Annotated in this window: 15 protein-coding genes and 1 pseudogene; 4 read left to right on the top strand and 12 right to left on the bottom strand. The window is 72.5% G+C overall.

The annotated features are described in order from the left end of the window. Nucleotides 1-637: 637 nt before the first annotated feature. The 12 genes from ACFVS6_RS16910 to ACFVS6_RS16855 all read right to left on the bottom strand — a co-directional run bounded on the left by ACFVS6_RS16910 (nt 638) and on the right by ACFVS6_RS16855 (nt 12,393). Nucleotides 638-1,030 carry a YccF domain-containing protein gene (locus tag ACFVS6_RS16910; protein WP_281204203.1) on the bottom strand — a complete coding sequence of 131 codons (393 nt, stop codon included), beginning with the start codon at nt 1,028-1,030 and terminating at the stop codon, nt 638-640. Further along, nucleotides 1,027-1,890 carry a zinc metalloprotease HtpX gene (gene htpX, locus ACFVS6_RS16905; protein WP_389704536.1) on the bottom strand — a complete coding sequence of 288 codons (864 nt, stop codon included), beginning with the start codon at nt 1,888-1,890 and terminating at the stop codon, nt 1,027-1,029. Before htpX ends, ACFVS6_RS16910 begins: the two co-directional genes overlap by 4 nt. 228 nt (nt 1,891-2,118) lie before the next feature. Then, nucleotides 2,119-3,654 (bottom strand): NADH-quinone oxidoreductase subunit N, encoded by a 1,536-nt coding sequence (locus ACFVS6_RS16900; RefSeq protein ID WP_389704535.1) that lies wholly within the window; start codon nt 3,652-3,654, stop codon nt 2,119-2,121. After that, a complete protein-coding gene (locus ACFVS6_RS16895; protein ID WP_389704707.1) occupies nt 3,651-5,204 on the bottom strand; it encodes a NuoM family protein in 1,554 nt (517 codons plus the stop codon). Before ACFVS6_RS16895 ends, ACFVS6_RS16900 begins: the two co-directional genes overlap by 4 nt. Before the next feature lie 38 nt (nt 5,205-5,242). Further along, nucleotides 5,243-7,291 (bottom strand): NADH-quinone oxidoreductase subunit L, encoded by a 2,049-nt coding sequence (locus ACFVS6_RS16890; protein WP_389704533.1) that lies wholly within the window; start codon nt 7,289-7,291, stop codon nt 5,243-5,245. After that, nucleotides 7,288-7,647, bottom strand: a complete 360-nt coding sequence (nuoK, locus tag ACFVS6_RS16885) for an NADH-quinone oxidoreductase subunit NuoK (RefSeq protein ID WP_389704531.1) — start codon at nt 7,645-7,647, stop codon at nt 7,288-7,290. The genes ACFVS6_RS16890 and nuoK overlap by 4 nt, the downstream gene beginning before the upstream one ends. Beyond that, complete coding sequence (locus ACFVS6_RS16880) at nt 7,647-8,315, bottom strand: NADH-quinone oxidoreductase subunit J (RefSeq protein WP_389704529.1); 669 nt, start codon at nt 8,313-8,315, stop codon at nt 7,647-7,649. The genes nuoK and ACFVS6_RS16880 overlap by 1 nt, the downstream gene beginning before the upstream one ends. Continuing rightward, entirely contained in the window at nt 8,312-8,902 is a 591-nt protein-coding gene (locus ACFVS6_RS16875; RefSeq protein ID WP_389704527.1) for a NuoI/complex I 23 kDa subunit family protein, read from the bottom strand. Before ACFVS6_RS16875 ends, ACFVS6_RS16880 begins: the two co-directional genes overlap by 4 nt. After that, on the bottom strand, nt 8,902-9,870 hold the full coding sequence (locus ACFVS6_RS16870; protein ID WP_389704525.1) for an NADH-quinone oxidoreductase subunit H: 969 nt from the start codon (nt 9,868-9,870) through the stop codon (nt 8,902-8,904). The genes ACFVS6_RS16875 and ACFVS6_RS16870 overlap by 1 nt, the downstream gene beginning before the upstream one ends. Further along, nucleotides 9,867-11,381 carry an NADH-quinone oxidoreductase subunit C gene (locus tag ACFVS6_RS16865; RefSeq protein WP_389704523.1) on the bottom strand — a complete coding sequence of 505 codons (1,515 nt, stop codon included), beginning with the start codon at nt 11,379-11,381 and terminating at the stop codon, nt 9,867-9,869. Before ACFVS6_RS16865 ends, ACFVS6_RS16870 begins: the two co-directional genes overlap by 4 nt. Beyond that, a complete protein-coding gene (locus ACFVS6_RS16860) occupies nt 11,378-11,995 on the bottom strand; it encodes an NADH-quinone oxidoreductase subunit B (RefSeq protein WP_389704521.1) in 618 nt (205 codons plus the stop codon). The genes ACFVS6_RS16865 and ACFVS6_RS16860 overlap by 4 nt, the downstream gene beginning before the upstream one ends. After that, the gene (locus ACFVS6_RS16855; RefSeq protein WP_030298105.1) at nt 11,986-12,393 is read right to left on the bottom strand and encodes an NADH-quinone oxidoreductase subunit A; all 408 of its coding nucleotides are present in this window, start codon (nt 12,391-12,393) and stop codon (nt 11,986-11,988) included. The genes ACFVS6_RS16860 and ACFVS6_RS16855 overlap by 10 nt, the downstream gene beginning before the upstream one ends. A gap of 156 nt (nt 12,394-12,549) precedes the next feature. Between ACFVS6_RS16855 and ACFVS6_RS16850 the strand changes: the two genes are divergently transcribed. The 4 genes and pseudogenes from ACFVS6_RS16850 to ACFVS6_RS16835 all read left to right on the top strand — a co-directional run. Further along, complete coding sequence (locus tag ACFVS6_RS16850) at nt 12,550-13,707, top strand: sensor histidine kinase (protein WP_389704520.1); 1,158 nt, start codon at nt 12,550-12,552, stop codon at nt 13,705-13,707. A 321-nt stretch (nt 13,708-14,028) separates the two neighbouring features. Then, nucleotides 14,029-15,330, top strand: a complete 1,302-nt coding sequence (locus ACFVS6_RS16845) for a sensor histidine kinase (protein ID WP_389704519.1) — start codon at nt 14,029-14,031, stop codon at nt 15,328-15,330. 281 nt (nt 15,331-15,611) lie between these two features. Further along, a complete protein-coding gene (locus tag ACFVS6_RS16840) occupies nt 15,612-16,271 on the top strand; it encodes a LuxR C-terminal-related transcriptional regulator (RefSeq protein ID WP_281210401.1) in 660 nt (219 codons plus the stop codon). 243 nt (nt 16,272-16,514) lie between these two features. Continuing rightward, a pseudogene (locus ACFVS6_RS16835) lies at nt 16,515-16,712 on the top strand (2-oxoglutarate ferredoxin oxidoreductase subunit alpha); the annotation flags it as partial.

The raw sequence follows: 16,712 nt of genomic DNA, 5'->3' as shown, positions 1-16,712 counted from the left end.
CGTGAGGGGTGGCGGCCGCCGGCGCGGGTGTTGGGCGCGCCTGCGCGCGGTGTGCGGGGGCGGCTCGGCCGGGCTGCGGATCCGTGCGGCGGCAAGGCTCCGGGGGCGCTCGGGAAGGCGGCGTACCGGGGTGCGGGGCGTCCGGCGGGCCCCGGGCGGGGCGAGGCCGCCCTGCATGGGGCGGCGGGCCGCGTCCGGCGGCGGCGAGTCGGAGCGCTCCGGCCCGCGGAAGCGGGAGGCGGAAGCAGGGAGTGCGGCTCCGGCCCGCGGAAGCGAGGGCCGCGGCGGCCCGCGGAAGCGGGAGGCGCGGAAGCAGCCGGCGGCAGCGGGAGGCGCGGAAGCGGGAGGCGGAAGCAGGGAGTGCGGCTCCGGCCCGCGGAAGCGGGGAGCGCGGCCGCCCGCGGAAGCGGGGAGCGTGGCGGCAGGAGGGGGAAGTGGGTGGGGGTGGGTAAGGGGTCGGCGTGGGCTGTTCCCCCGGGGGCGGGCCGCGCGGGCAGGCGTTCGTGTTGCCTGCACGCGCGGCCGCATGCCCAGCGGGTGACTTGCTCCAGCAACTGCTCGGGTTCGTTCATGCGTTCATGGTGACGCATGTCCCCGACGGCCGTCGGGGCCTGTGGACAACCCCGGACGGACGAGGTCAGCGGGAAGCGAAGGGGGCGTCCGTCGGGACGATCTCGCGGCCGAGCGGCAGCAGGGAGAGCGGCACCATCTTGAAGTTGGCGATGCCGAACGGGATGCCGATGATCGTGATGCACAGCGCGATGCCGGTGGCGATGTGACCGAGGGCCAGCCACCAGCCGGCCAGGATCAGCCACAGGACGTTGCCCACGCAGGAGCCCGCGCCGGAGTCACGGCGTTCGACCGTGGTGTAGCCGAACGGCCAGAGGGCGTACACGGCGATGCGGAACGCCGCTATGCCGAAGGGAATGCCGATGATCGTGATGCAGAGGATCACGCCGGCCAGGCAGTAGCCCAGGAACAGCCAGATCCCGCTGAGCACGAGCCAAATGATGTTGAGGATGGTCTTCACTGACTGCGGCCTGCCATCTGTTCGAGCCGGGCGATGCGCTCGGCCATCGGAGGGTGTGTCGAGAACATCTTGGACAGTCCTTCGCCCGGCCGGAAGGGGTTGGCGATCATCATGTGACTCGCCGTCTCGATGCGCGGTTCGGCGGGCAGCGGGAGCTGCTTGGTGCCCGCGTCGAGCTTGCGCAGGGCGCTGGCCAGGGCGAGTGGGTCGCCGGTGAGTTGGGCTCCGGAGGCGTCCGCCTCGTATTCGCGCGAGCGGCTGATGGCGAGCTGGATCACGGACGCGGCCAACGGGCCGAGGATCATGATCAGCAGCATGCCGAGGAGCCCGGGGCCCTCGTCGTCGTTGGACCGGCCGATCGGGATCAGCCAGGCGAAGTTCACCAGGAACATGATCACGGAGGCCAGTGCGCCGGCGACCGAGGAGATCAGGATGTCCCGGTTGTAGACGTGGCTCAGCTCGTGGCCGATCACCCCGCGCAGTTCGCGTTCGTCGAGGATGCGCAGGATGCCCTCGGTGCAGCAGACCGCGGCGTTGCGCGGGTTGCGGCCGGTCGCGAAGGCGTTGGGTGCTTCGGTCGGTGAGATGTAGAGCCGTGGCATGGGTTGGCGCGCGGACGTGGAGAGTTCGCGCACCATGCGGTACAGCTCGGGGGCCTCGAACTCGCTGACGGGCCGGGCGCGCATCGCGCGTAGAGCCAGCTTGTCGCTGTTCCAGTACGCGTAGGCGTTCGTCCCGAGGGCGACGACGACGGCCACGATCAGGCCGGTCCGCCCGAAGAGGCTTCCGATGACGATGATGAGTGCGGACAGCCCGCCGAGGAGTACGGCGGTCTTGAGCCCGTTGTGCCGGCGGTGCACGGTACGCCCTCCAAATGGTGCGGCAGGGGGGACCCCGTCCAAGGTCTGAGGGTCTACGGTCCAGTGGACCCTCCCTTCCTGGTCAACGCCAGGTGGGGCCGTACGGTTCCCGGGGCGCGGCGGGGCCGCCGCCCCCGCGGGAGCGGCCGGGGGGCGTCGGCGGGCGTTGGGCCGTGCGGGTGAACGTGCTCCGACCTGCGGGGTCCTGCCGCGGCCCGGTGGCGCGTCCTACTGCGGGAAGAGGCTGCCCGAGGCGAACCGCAGGACGAGCTGGGGGGCTCCGGAGAGGATGACGGCGGTGGCCGCGGTGAGCACGATCGCGGCGGTGACCGGCCAGGGGACCTTCGGGGCGGCGGGCCGTCCGGCGGGGGCGTCCTCGGGGGTGCGGAAGAGCAGCGCCGTCCAGCGCAGGTAGTAGTACAGGGCGACGACGACGTTGGCGGCCATGACCACGGCGAGCCAGCCGAGCCCGGCGTCGACGGCGGACCGGAAGACGGTGACCTTCGCGAAGAGGCCGATGATGCCCGGCGGCAGCCCCGCGAGACACAGCAGGAAGAAGGCCAGCGCGAGGGCGGCGAGCGGGCGCTCGGCGTAGAGGCCGCGGTAGTCCGAGATCCGGTGGAGGGGCTTGGTGCGGGCGACGAGCGCGGCGACGGCGAAGGCTCCGAGGTTCACGGCCCCGTACATGAGGGCGTAGGCGACGGTGGAGCCGATCTGGTCGCGTTCGGAGTACGCGGCCGCGGCGATCGGGACCAGCAGGTAGCCGGCCTGGCCCACGGAGGACCAGGCGAGGAGCCGTACGGCGCTGTTGGCGCGGTCCGCGGACTGGCGCAGGGCGGCGGCGTTGCCGAGGGTCATGGTCAGCGCGGCGAGGACGGCCAGGGCAGGGCCCCAGATGTCGGAGTACGCGGGGAAGGCGATGACCGTGACGAGGATCAGGCCGGTGAAGCCGACGGCCTTGCCGATGACGGAGAGGTAGCCGGCGATGGGCAGCGGGGCGCCGACGTAGGTGTCGGGGACCCAGAAGTGGAAGGGGACCGCCGCGGTCTTGAAGGCGAAGCCGACGAGGGTCAGCGCGACACCGGCCATGGCGAGGGTGTCGAACTGCGCGGGGACGTCTTCGAGGCGGTCCGCGACCCGGTCGAGGTGCAGGGACCCGGTGGCGGCGTAGACGAAGGCGACGCCGAGGAGGGACACGGCCGTGGCGGTGACCGAGGACAGGAAGAACTTGAGGGCGGCCTCGGAGGACAGCCGGTCGCCGCGGCGCATGCCGACCAGGGCGAAGGCGGGCAGCGAGGCGACTTCGAGGGCGACGATCAGGGTGGCGAGGTCGCGGGAGGCGGGCAGCAGGGCCGCACCGGCGGCGGAGGAGAGCAGCAGGAACCAGTACTCGCCGGCGGGCATGCGGGTCTCGCGGACGGCGGTGACCGACATGAGGGCGGTGACGAGGGCGCCGGCGAGGACCAGGAACTGCACGACGAGCGCGAAGTGATCGGCGGTGTAGGAGCAGGCGGTCGGGTCGCCGGTGAGGCAGAAGGTGGTGCGGTCTCCGGCGCGCAGGGGCAGCAGGGAGGCGGTCGCGGCGGCGAGGCCGGCGACGGAGATCCAGCCGAGGAGCGGCTTGCGCCCTTCGGGCAGGAACAGGTCGGCGACGAGTACGAGCAGGGCGACGGCGGCGGGGATCACGACGGGGGTGATCGCGAGCCAGTCGACGGACTGGACGAGGCTGGGGGTTGCGGCGGCGAGGACCGTCGGGGCCGTCATGAGTTGCCTCCTGCGAGGAGCTTCTGGACGGCCGGGTCGGTGAGGCCGAGGAGGACCGCGGGCCACAGGCCCGCGAGGACGGTGAGGGCGACGAGCGGGGTCCAGGCGGCGAACTCGTAGCGCTGGACGTCCGCGACGGTGATCCCGGGTTCGGCCTTCGGGTCGCCCATGCAGACGCGCCGTACGACGATCAGCAGGTAGGCGGCGGTGAGCAGGGTGCCGAACGCGCCGACGGCCGTGTAGGTGAGGAAGGCGGGTCGGGACAGGCCCTCGGCGGGGTCGAACGCCCCGAACAGGGCCAGCATCTCGCCCCAGAAGCCGGCGAGGCCGGGCAGGCCGAGGGAGGCGACGGCGGCGAAGGCGAGGAGCGCGCCGAGGCGGGGTGCGCGGCCGTACAGGGCGGCGCCGGTCGCGCCGGCGAGGGTGTCGAGGTCGGCGGTGCCGTAGCGGTCCTTGAGGGCGCCGACCAGGAAGAAGAGGAGGCCGGTGATGAGGCCGTGGGCGATGTTCGCGAAGAGGGCGCCGTTGACCCCGGTCGGGGTCATGGAGGCGATCCCGAGGAGGACGAAGCCCATGTGGCCGACGGAGGAGTAGGCGATGAGGCGCTTGAGGTCGCCCTTGTTCCCCTTGCGGGCCAGCGCGAGGCAGGCGAGGGATCCGTAGACGATGCCGATGACGGCGAAGGCGCCGAGGTACGGGGCGAAGGTGTGCATGCCGTCGGGGGTGACGGGGAGCAGGATGCGGACGAACCCGTAGGTGCCCATCTTCAGCATGACGCCCGCGAGGAGGACGGAGCCGACGGTGGGGGCGGCGGTGTGGGCGTCGGGGAGCCAGCTGTGGAGCGGCCACATGGGGGTTTTGACGGCGAGTCCGATGCCGATGGCGAGGACGGCCAGGAGCTGGGTGGTGTGGGTCAGTTCGCGGCCGTTGTCGGAGGCGAGTGCCACCATGTCGAAGGTGCCCGCGTTCAGTCCGATCAGCAGCAGACCGAGCAGCATGACGACGGATCCGAGGAGGGTGTACAGGATGAACTTCCAGGCGGCGGCCTGCCGCTGAGCGCCGCCCCAGCGGGCGATGAGGAAGTACATCGGGATGAGGACCATCTCGAAGGCGAGGAAGAACAGCAGCAGGTCGAGGACGGCGAACGTCGCGAGCGTCCCCGATTCGAGGACGAGGAGCAGTGCGACGAAGGCCTTCGGGGAGGGGCCGTCGGGGAGCTTGTAGTAGCTGTACACCGCGCAGAGGAAGAACAGCAGCGCGGTCATCAGGAGGAGGGGGAGCGAGATGCCGTCGATGCCGAGGTGGATCCGGATGTTCAGCGCCTGGATCCAGCTGATGTCCGTCGTCGCCTGGAAGCGGGACGGGGCGTCGTGGTCGAAGCCCGCGGTGAGGGCGACGGCCGCGGCGAGGATGACGCCGGTGACGGTCACGCCGTGGCGCAGGACGGCCTGTTCGGGGCTCCTGCCCTTGAGTCCGGGCGGGGCCGGCAGGAGGGCGGCGACGGCCCCGAGGAGCGGTGCGGCCACGATGAACGCCAGGAGGAACTGCATCACGGACGGGCTGATATCAATCACGGCTGACTCACGGCTCACGATCCGGCGTTGACGTTGGCGAGGACGGCGGTGGCGATCGCCAGGACCACGGCGCCGGCGAGCAGGGCGCTCAGGTAGCTCTGCACGTTGCCGGTCTGGGCGCGGCGTACGAGGCTGCCGAGCAGCCGGGTGCCGGTGCCGGCGCCGCGGACGTACGTGTCGACGACTTCCCGGTCGAGGAAGCGGACCAGGCTCGCGGCGCCGCGGACGGGGCGGACGAACAGGCGGTCGTAGACGGCGTCGAGGTGGAAGCCGTCGGCGGCGTGCCGGTGCAGGGGGCCGAGGAGGGCGCGTCCGGGGTCGGGGGCGGGTCCCGCCGGGACGGCGGGGTGCTCGTGGGTGACCTCCGCGACCTCGGGGGTCTCGGCGGCGGACTCGGCGGCGGCGGTGGCCGCGGACAGGGTGGCGGTGACGGCGGGGGTGTCCGTCGCGGCCGCCGCGGCGGCGGGGCCGACGGGGGCGGGTGTCGTCGCGAGGCGGGCCGTGGCGCGCTGCCAGAGGCCGTAGGTGAGGAGCACGCCGATGAGGGCGGCGCCCGTGCCGAGGACGGAGGTGGTGACGGTCGGGGTGAGTCGTACGCCGTCGAACCAGTCGCCGAGGGGGCCTGCCGCGAGGCCGAGGCCGACCGTGGGGACGGCCAGCAGCCACAGCACGCCGGTCATGGCGACGGGCTCCTTGCCGTGGTCGGGGGCGGCGGCGCCGCGGCCGCGGAACGCCATCAGCCACAGCCGGGTGGCGTAGGCGGCGGTGAGCAGTGCGGTCAGGACTCCGGCGACCAGGACGAGCCAGCCGGCGGAGGAGGGCGCGGTCCCGGTGTGCCCGAGGGCGGTCTGCTCGGCGGCGACGAGGACGGCTTCCTTGGAGAAGAAGCCGGCGAAGGGCGGGATCGCGGCGAGCGCGAGCAGGGCGAGCGTCATCGTCCAGAAGGCGTCGGGGATGCGCTTGGCGAGGCCGTCCATGCGGGACATCGCGGCGAGGGAGTTGGTGCCGGCGGCGTGGATGATCACGCCGGCTCCGAGGAAGAGGAGCGCCTTGAAGGCGCCGTGGGACAGGAGGTGGAAGACGGCGGCGCCGCGGTCGCCGACGGCGAGGGCTCCGGTCATGTAGCCGAGCTGGCCGACGGTCGAGTAGGCGAGGACGCGCTTGATGTCGTCCTGGGCCAGGGCGGCGAGGGCCGATCCGATCATCGTGACGGCCGCCATGACGGCCATCACCACCAGTGCGGCGCGGGACGCCGTGAAGACGGGCAGGAGGCGGGCGATGAAGTAGACGCCGGCGGCGACCATCGTCGCGGCGTGGATCAGCGCGGAGACGGGGGTGGGGCCGGCCATGGCGTCGGGCAGCCAGGTGTGCAGCGGGAACTGCGCGGACTTGCCGGCGACTCCGGCGAGGAGGAGCAGCGCGATCAGGGTCGGGTGGTCGAGGCCGCCCGCGGCGACGGTGTCCAGGATCTTGGTGATCCGGAAGGAGCCGGCGTCGGTGGCGAGGGCGAACAGGCCGATCAGGAAGGGGACGTCGCCGAGCTTGGTGACGAGGAAGGCCTTGAGGGAGGCGGAGCGAGCGGCTTCGGTCTCCCAGTAGTGGCCGACGAGGAAGTACGAGCAGATGCCCATGACCTCCCAGCCGACCAGCAGCACCATCAGGTCGCCGGAGTAGACGACGAGCAGCATGGCGGAGGTGAACAGGGAGACGAGCGCGGCGTAGGACGGGTAGCGGGGGTCCTCGCGGAGGTACGCCGTCGAGTAGAGCTGCACGCAGGTGGCGACGACGCCGACGAGCACGGCGACGAGGACGGCGAAGCCGTCGATGTGCAGGGACAGCTCGATCGGCACGGAGCCGGTCGGGGTGAGTTCGGTGGCGGTGTCGATGGTGGGGCCACCGCCCTGGCGGACGGCGACGAGCACGGCCAGTACGGCGGCGGCCAGCGTCGGCAGTACGGCGAGCGGCCGTACGAACCCGGGGGCCGCGCGGCCGAGGAGGAGGCCCGCGACCGCGCCCAGGAACGGCAGGAGGGGGACGAGGACCGCGAGGGTCGTGGTGCTCACGCGGAGACCTCCGGCCGGGCAGTGGTGTCGTCGGTCCGGGCGGGCTCGTGACCTTCCGCGGTGTCACGGAGCCGGTCGACGTCCGAGGTGCCGCGGTTGCGGTACACCATGAGCACGATCGCGAGGCCGATGCCGATCTCGGCCGCGGCGATGGCGATCGTGAAGAGGGTGAGGGCCTGGCCGGCGTGCAGGGCGTCGCGCAGCCAGACGTCGAAGGCCACCAGGTTGAGGTTGACGGCGTTGAGCATGAGCTCGACGGACATCAGGACCAGGATGGCGTTGCGGCGGGCGAGGACTCCGTAGAGGCCGACGGCGAAGAGGAGCGAGGCCAGGACGGCGGGGTAGACGAGGTGCATCAGCGCTTCCCCTTCCGGTCGCCGGTGTCGGTGTCGGTATCGGCATCGGCATCGGCATCGGCCGGAACGGCGGCTGCGGCTGCGGCTGCGGCCGCGTCCGCGGCGTCCTCGGCGGGGGTGTTCCTGCGGGAGAGCACGATGGCACCGATCAGGGCTGCGAGGAGGAGCACGGAGAGCGCCTCGAAGGGCAGCACCCAGTGCTGGAAGAGGATCTCGCCGGTCACCTCGGTGGAGCCCTGGGCGGGTCCGTCGAGGTCGATCCAGGTGGTGCGGAAGGCGTCGACGACCACCCACACGAGTGCGGCGCCCGCGGTGACGGCGACGCCGAGCGCGACCGGGCGGTTGCCGGAGTCGGCGTCCGGGGAGCGGCCGATGGGGGCCTTGGTGAGCATCAGCCCGAAGAGCAGGAGGACGACCACGGAGCCGAGGTAGATCAGGACCTGGACCCAGGCGATGAACTCGGCGGTCAGCAGCAGGTACTCGACGGCGACGCCGCCGAGCGCGACGACCAGCCAGAGGGCGGCGTGCACGAGTTGCTTGGTGGTGACCGTGATGACGGCCGCGCCGAGGGTGGCGAGGCCAACGAGGAGGAAGGCGATCTCGACGCCGGTCGGCGAGAGGAAGCCGGGGCCGGTCGCGGTGGCGGCCAGGGTGGCGGCGGGGCTCACGCGTCTCCCTCCGGGGTGGTCGGGGGTTCGGGGGCGGCCACGGCGGCGGCCGCCGCTGCCGCTGCCGCGGCTTCGGACTTCTCCACGGCCTTGCGGGCGGCGGCGATCTCCTTGGGCTCCTCGGCGGCCGGGTCGAGCGCGGGCGGCGCCGGCACCGTCCACATCCACTCGCGGAGCTTGTCCCGCTCGTGGACGAGGTCCTGGATGTCGGTCTCCGCGTACTCGAACTCCGGCGACCAGAAGAGGGCGTCGAAGGGGCACACCTCGATGCAGATGCCGCAGTACATGCACAGCGAGAAGTCGATGGCGAACCGGTCGAGGACGTTGCGGCTGCGCTCGCGTCCGCCGGGGACGGCGGCCGGGACCGTCTCCTTGTGGGAGTCGATGTAGATGCACCAGTCGGGGCACTCGCGGGCGCACAGCATGCAGACCGTGCAGTTCTCCTCGAACAGGCCGATGACCCCGCGGCTGCGGGGCGGGAGCTCGGGCTGGACCTCGGGGTACTGGGCGGTGTGCGCGCGCTTGGTCATCGTGCGCAGGGTGACGGCCAGGCCCTTGGCGAGGCCGGATCCGGGAACCGGGGACATTACTGGATCGCCACCTTCACGATGCCGGTGAGCGCGATCTGGGCGAGCGCGAGGGGGATGAGTACGGTCCAGGCGAGCTTCTGGAGCTGGTCCTCGCGCAGGCGGGGGTAGCTCACGCGGAGCCAGATCACGACGAAGGCGAGGACGGCGACCTTGAGGAGGGTCCAGACCCAGCCGAGGTCGTCGCCGCCGAAGGGACCGTGCCAGCCGCCGAGGAAGAGGACGGTGGTGAGGGCGCAGAGCACGACGATGCCCGCGTACTCGGCGAGCAGGAACAGCGCGAAGCGCAGGCCGGTGTACTCGGTGTACGCGCCGAAGATGATCTCGGAGTCGGCGACGGGCATGTCGAAGGGCGGCCGTTGGAGTTCGGCGAGGCCGGCGACGAAGAAGACGAGCGCGCCCGTGATCTGCCAGGGCAGCCACCACCACTCGAAGGCATCGACGATGCCGGGCAGGGACACGGTCCCGGCGGCCATCGCGACGGAGGCGGCGGCGAGCAGCATGGGCAACTCGTACGCGAGCAGCTGCGCCGCGGTGCGGAGGCCTCCGAGGAGGGAGAACTTGTTGGCGGAGGCCCAACCGGCCATGAGGGAACCGAGGACTCCGACGCCCATGACGGCGAGCGCGAAGAAGACACCGGCGTCGATGACCTGCCCGACGGCGCCCTCGCCCGGCCCCACCGGGATGGCGAGGAGGACGAGGAGGTACGGGAGCAGCGCGACGGCGGGGGCGAGCTGGAAGATCCGTCGGTCGGCGTTGGCCGGGACGATGTCCTCCTTCTGCGCAAACTTCACGCCGTCGGCGACGAGCTGCGCCCAGCCGTGGAAGCCGCCGGCGTACATGGGGCCGAGGCGGCCCTGCATGTGCGCCATCACCTTGTGCTCGGCCTGCCCGACGACGAGCGGGAGCACGAGGAAGACGGCGAAGACGACGATCAGTCGCAGGGCGACGTCGAGGACGTCGTTCACGCGTCGCCTCCGGTGGTGTCGTGGTCGGGATGACCGTTGCCCTGGCCGGGCTTCGGTTCGGGAGCGGGGTCCTTGCCGGGTGCGGGGTCCTTGCCGGGTGCGGGGTCCTTGCCGGGTGCGGGGTCCTTGCCGGGTGCGGGGTCCTTGCCGGGTGCGGCGTCGGGGTCCGGCGCGGGGTCGGGGTCCGACTTCGGCTCGGGGGCCGCCCCGGGCTTGGTGCCCGGCGCGGGGTCGGGCTCGGGCGCGTCCCTCGGCCCGGGCTCGTCGGGGGTGGGCCCGGAGCCGGTGGCGGGTGCCGCGGCGTCCTCGAAGGCGGGCTTCGGGTTGTGCCAGGGCGCGTCCGCGCTGCGCGGGGCGGGGCGGCGTGCCGGCTCCGCGCCGGGCGGGGCGGCCTGGCCGGTCGACCCGTCCGCGGCGGAACGGTTCCGACGCGGCGGGCGGGTCGGGGTCCCGGTGTCCGGGGCCCCGGTGTCCGGGGCGGACGCGCCCTCGGGCGCGGGGCCGGCCGGGGCTTCGGGGTCCGGCGACGCGGCAGCCGCCGCGGCCGCCTGGCTCGCCGAACCGTCCGCCACCGAACGCGCACGACGCACCGGACGAGCCGGAGCGCCCGACTCCGGCGACGCGGCAGCCGCCGCAGCGGCCTGGCTCGCCGAACCGTCCGCCACCGAACGCGCACGACGCACCGGACGAGCCGGGGCATCCGACTCCGGCGACACGCCAGCCTCCGCGGCCGCCTGACTCGCCGAACCGTCCGCCACCGAACGCGCACGACGCACCGGACGAGCCGGGGCATCCGACTCCGGGGGCAGTGGGGTTTCGGGGGCGGCGCCCTCCGCGCCCGGGCGGGGGCGGCGGGTCGGGGCGCCCTCGCGCGGGGTGCGTGCCGGTGCGCCGGCGCGGGGGGTGCGGGCGGGGCGGGTGGGGGCCGGGGGGAGTTGGCCCTTGAGGGGACCCCAGTCGTTCGGGTCGGGTACGCCGGGCGGGAGCATCTGGCGGCGCTTGGGGGCGTCGGGGTCGTGGCCCTCGCCGGGCTCCTTGGCGCCGGGCCAGGCCTTGGCGACGCGCGCCGCGAGGACGAAGTCCTTGCGCAACGGGTGTCCCTCGAAGTTCTCGGGGAGCAGCAGCGGCACCAGGTGGGGGTGGTCGGTGAAGGTCACCCCGAACATCTCGAAGGTCTCCCGCTCGTGCCATTCGGCGCCGGCGTAGACGGCGACGGCGGAGGGCAGGGAGGGGGCGCCGTGCGGGACGGTGGTGCGCAGCAGGAGGCGGCGTACGCGGTGGTTCTCCAGGGAGACGAGGTGCGCGCAGATCCGGAAGCCGGTGCCGGGTTCGTCGACGGCGCTCAGCCAGTCGAAGTAGGTGCAGCCCAGCTTGTCGCGGGCGATTTCGAGCGAGGGGACCCAGGAGCCGACGGGGACGTCCACCGTGAGGACCTCGTACGCGAACGAGGCGACCGCCTCGGCGCCGAAGACGGCCGGGGCGGCGTCGGGCAGGGAGTCGTAGAGGTTCACGCGCCGGCTCCGGGGGTGGCGGGCGGGGGTGCGACCAGGCCGCTGGTGAGCTGGGTGACCGAGGGACCCGCGGCATAGCGTTCCGCGAGGGACTCTCTGGCGATCTTCTCCTGGAGCTTCAGGATGCCCTGGAGGAGGGCTTCGGGGCGCGGCGGGCAGCCGGGGACGTACACGTCGACGGGGATGATCTGGTCGACGCCCTTGGTCACGGAGTACGAGTCCCAGTACGGGCCGCCGCAGTTGGAGCAGGCGCCGAAGGAGATGACGTACTTCGGCTCCGGCATCTGCTCGTAGAGCCGCTTGACGGCCGGGGCCATCTTGTCCGTCACCGTGCCCGAGACGATCATCAGGTCGGCCTGGCGGGGGCCGGGCGCGAAGGGGATCACGCCCAGACGGATGAAGTCGTGCCGGGCCATGGACGCGGCGATGAACTCGATGGCGCAGCAGGCGAGGCCGAAGTTGAAGACCCAGAGGCTGTAGCGGCGTCCCCAGTTGAGGACCACCTTCATCGGTTCCGGGGCGAGGCGGGAGAGGACTCCCAGGCGCTTGGGTTCCGGGAGCAGCTGGGGCTCGGCGGGGCTCGCGGCCGGTGCCGGGGCCGGTGTCACGTCCATTCGAGGACGCCCTTCTTGTACGCGTAGAGCAGGCCGACGGCCAGGAACCCGAGGAAGACGAACATCTCGACGAGGGTCGTGGCGCCGTAGCCGGCGGCGGCGAACACCGTCGCCCAGGGGAACAGGAAGATGGAGTCGACGGCGAAGATGACGTAGAGGAACGCGTAGACGTAGTAGCGGACCTGGGTGTGTGCCCAGCCCTCGCCGACGGGGTCCACGCCGCACTCGTAGGTCAGCAGCTTCTCGGGCGTCGGGACGACGGGCCGCAGCAGGCGGCCGGCTCCGAAGGCCACGGCGACGAACAGCACGCCGAGGACGGCGAGGAGTCCGACGACCGAATAGCTCCGGAAATAGTCCGCGGCGAGCACGGTCACGGTCGATACCGTTGGGTCGGGCACGTCCGTTCCTCGCTTCTCGGCCACTGTCGACGGTGTTGTTGATCTGGTACGGACGGGAGTCTAGGGCCTGGGCCCCGCGGGGTGGGGTTATCCCCCGTTCACTGGCGCCTGGCTACCCCATGGCACCGGCGCCCGCGAATTGGCAGGCTGTGGCCCATGACAGTGAACGATCAAGCCTCCCCTCCTCCGGTGCGCCCGGCCTTCGACGTGGTGACGTGGAAGGAGATCGCGTACCTGCTGAGCAACCTTCCGGTGGCGCTGATCGGCTTCGTTTACACGGTTGTCATGATTTCGACGGCGGGTGGTCTGTCGGTGACCGCGATCGGTCTGCCGCTGCTCGCATGCGTGCTCTACGGGTCACGGCAGCTCGGGAAGCTCGATCGCGCGCGGGCGCGGGGGCTGCTGGGCGTACGGGTGGACGAGCCGACCCCGCTTCCCGGTCCGAAGCGGTCGGGCGGGTTCTTCCCCTGGTTGTGGGCGGCCGTCAAGGACCCGGTGGCCTGGCGGACCGTGCTGTACGAGCTGGTCAGGCTGCCGTGGGGGGTGCTGACCTTCACCGTCGCGCTGACCGGTCTGTTCGTGCTGTGGCCGGTGCTGCCGTACGTGGTGCGGGGCTTGGCGAACGTGGACCGCGCGATGGTGCGGGGGCTGCTGTCGCCCTCGGACGAGTTGGAGCGGCGCATCGCGGCGCTGGAGTCGGGCCGGGGGGTGGTCGTGGACACGGCCGCGGCGGACCTGCGGCGCATCGAACGGGACCTGCACGACGGGGCGCAGGCGCGGTTGGTGGCGCTGGCGATGGGACTGGGTCTGGCGAAGGAGAAGCTGCTGGAGGACCCGGAAGGGGCCGCGGCGATGGTCGACGAGGCGCACGGCGAGGTGAAGTTGGCCTTGCAGGAGCTGCGCGACCTGGCCCGGGGCATCCATCCGGCGGTGCTGACGGACCGTGGGTTGGACGCGGCGCTGTCGTCGGTGGCGTCCCGGTGCGTGGTTCCGGTGAAGGTGTCGGTGGACCTGCCGGGGCGGCCGGCGGAGGCGATCGAGGGGATCGCGTACTTCGTGGTCTCGGAGTTGCTCCAGAACGTCAGCAAGCACGCGCGGGCGCGGGGGGCGAGCGTCGAGGTGTGGCGGTCGCAGCAGCGGCTGCTGATCCGGGTGTCGGACGACGGGCAGGGCGGGGCACGGCTGTCCGGCGGCACCGGCATGGCCGGTCTCGCGGAGCGGCTGGGGGCGGTGGACGGGGTCTTCGTCCTGGACTCCCCCGAGGGCGGGGGCACGGTCGTGACGGCGGAGCTGCCGTGGCGCGACCGCGCGTAGGCGCTGCCGCGCACCGAACCCCGGACCCCCTTCCGCGCACCGAACCCCGGACCCCCTTCCGCGCACCGAACCCGGAACCCCGCCCGCACGCCGGTCGGGGGTTCCCGCCGTCCTGGGCCGGGCGAGGCCGCGACCGCGCCGTGGAACCGGTCGGGGTGCGCGTCCGGGTACTGGACATCGGGCGGGGGCCGCACCGGGCAGCGGGGTGGGGATAACCCCCCGGCACGGACGCCCACCTGCCGCATGGTCGGGACCGGGCCCGCGGCGGCAGGGTGGAGGCATACCGGGACACCGGGCATGACGTGAAGGGCGGGTCGGGACATGGGCAACGGCGAGGACACCGGTCGGGTGGCCGTCGAGGTACTGCGGGCGCCCCTGGCGGCGCGGACCTGGCGGGAGTTCGGGTACCTGCTGATCGGCCTGCCGCTGAGCACCCTGTACTTCTCGCTGGCCATCGCCGGCGTGAGCCTCGGGGCCGGACTGCTCGTGACCTTCGTCGGCGTGCCGGTCCTGGCGGGCGTGCTGGCGATGTGCCGGGGGTTCGGGCAGGTGGAGCGGGCCCGGGTGCGGGGCCTGCTGCGGGTGCCGCTCGCCGACCCGGCTCCGGTCCGGGCGGCCAGGAGCGGGCTGCTGCCGACCGTGGGGGCGCTGCTGAAGAGCGGCAGCGCCTGGCGGCACCTGCTGTACTCGGTGATCCACTTCCCGTGGGCGCTGTTCGCGTTCGTCCTGTCGCTGACCTTGTGGTCGGCCGGCTGGGGGTACCTGCTGTACCCGCTGTGGTTCTGGGTGATCCCCACCTTCACCGACCAGCCGGGCCTCCAGCTGTTCCAGAACGGGGACTACTCCTTCTACCTCGACTCGCCGCTCGCCATCGTGGTCACCAGCCTGATCGGGCTCGTCGTCACCCTTGCCACGCCCTGGGTCATCCGTGCGCTGACCACCGTCGACCGGGTCCTCGTCGTCGGGCTGCTGGGCCCGTCCCGCCTGGACAGCCGGGTCACGGAGCTGGAGGCCGACCGCGGGGTGGTCGTGGACACGGCGGCAGCGGACCTGCGGCGCATCGAACGCGATCTGCACGACGGGGCGCAGGCCCGGCTGGTCGCGCTGGCCATGGACCTGGGTCTGGCCAAGGAGAAGCTGACCGAGGACCCGCAGGCCGCCGCCCGCATGGTCGACGAGGCGCACGGCGAGGTGAAGGTCGCCCTCCAGGAGCTGCGCGACCTCGCCCGCGGCATCCACCCCGCCGTCCTCACCGACCGCGGACTGGACGCGGCCCTGTCGTCGGTGGCCTCGCGGTGCGCGGTCCCCGTCCGGGTGGCGGTGGACCTGCCGGCCCGCCCGGCGGCCGCGATCGAGGGGATCGCGTACTTCACCGTCTCCGAGCTGCTGCAGAACGTCAGCAAGCACGCACGGGCCGGGTCCGCCTCCGTCGACGTGTGGAAATCGGGGGAGCGCCTGTTGATCCAGGTCTCGGACGACGGACGGGGCGGGGCGGGCGTCGGTGCCGGGAGCGGGCTGGCGGGGCTGACCGAGCGGCTGGACGCCGTGGACGGCGTACTGGTCGTCGATTCCGCCGCCGGACACGGGACGACGGTGACGGCGGAACTGCCCTGGCGGCCCTGACCCCGACGGCTCCGCCCCCGCGCCGCCCGACCGCGCGTCCCCACCACCGCATCACCGCACCACCGCACCACCGCATCACCCGTTCAGGGCCCCGGCGCGCCGCGCCGCCGGGGCCCTTCGCGTTCGCGGAAACTCCCTCCGTATGCGGACGTGTTGGCCGGACCGGGCCGTTCCGGGCCACCGGGCTGGGATGCTTGGCCATGCCGGGCACGCCCGGTGACGGATGTGGGTGTGCGGACGACGAATGACGATGCGGGAGCTGCTGAAACGTGGACGACAGGGTGCGGGTGGTCATCGCCGAGGATTCAGTGCTGCTCCGTGAGGGCCTGACCCGGCTGCTGACCGACCGGGGGCATGACGTCGTGGCAGGCGTCGGGGACGCGGAAGCCCTGATCAAGACGGTGGCGGAGCTGGCGGCGGAGGACGCGCTGCCGGACGTGGTGGTGGCCGACGTGCGGATGCCGCCGACGCACACCGACGAGGGGGTGCGGGCGGCCGTGCGGCTTCGCCGCGAGTACCCGGGGATCGGGGTGCTCGTGCTGTCGCAGTACGTGGAGGAGCAGTACGCCACCGAACTGCTGGCCGGTTCCACCACCGGTGTGGGCTACCTGCTGAAGGACCGGGTGGCCGAGGTGCGGGAGTTCCTGGACGCGGTGGTGCGGGTGGCGCGGGGCGGTACGGCGCTGGACCCCGAGGTCGTCGCCCAGCTGCTGGGCCGCAGCCGCAAGCAGGACGTACTGGCGGGGCTGACCCCCCGCGAGCGCGAGGTGCTGGGGCTGATGGCGGAAGGACGGACCAATTCCGCCGTTGCGAAACAGCTGGTGGTGAGCGACGGGGCGGTGGAGAAGCACGTCAGCAATATCTTCATGAAGCTCGGCCTGTCCCCGAGTGACGGGGATCACCGGCGCGTTCTGGCGGTGCTCACCTATCTGAAATCTTGATCGACTGACACTCTGTCAGGTACGAACGCCCGAGGATGAACGGCGGCGGTATCGGCGGGTCGCGCAGGTCTGCCCCCGATGCCGCCCCCGGGGGGTTAGGAATATCCGTGTAGAGCACGACGTCCGCTGGACACACGGTCCAGCGAGATGTTCCACGATGTGGGAAACCCAGGGTTGGACATCCCCACGGACGTAGGGTTGGCCTTGGGAACGAACGCCCAGCCTCGAAGGAGGTCCAGTTCAGTGACCAGCCAGGTCAGTAGCCCGGCCGAGCAGGCCGACGGGGCCGGAGGAGCCATCGCGGGGCAGCGCACAGCGCCCCGTACGGATGGATCCGGCAAGGAAATCCGCCGTGTCGATCGTGTGATCATCCGTTTCGCGGGTGATTCGGGTGACGGTATGCAGCTGACGGGTGACCGTTTCACTTCGGAGACGGCGTCT

This window comes from Streptomyces sp. NPDC057939 (assembly GCF_042887545.1).
GTDB lineage: Bacteria > Actinomycetota > Actinomycetes > Streptomycetales > Streptomycetaceae > Streptomyces.
This window is presented reverse-complemented; position numbering and strand designations above follow the sequence as displayed.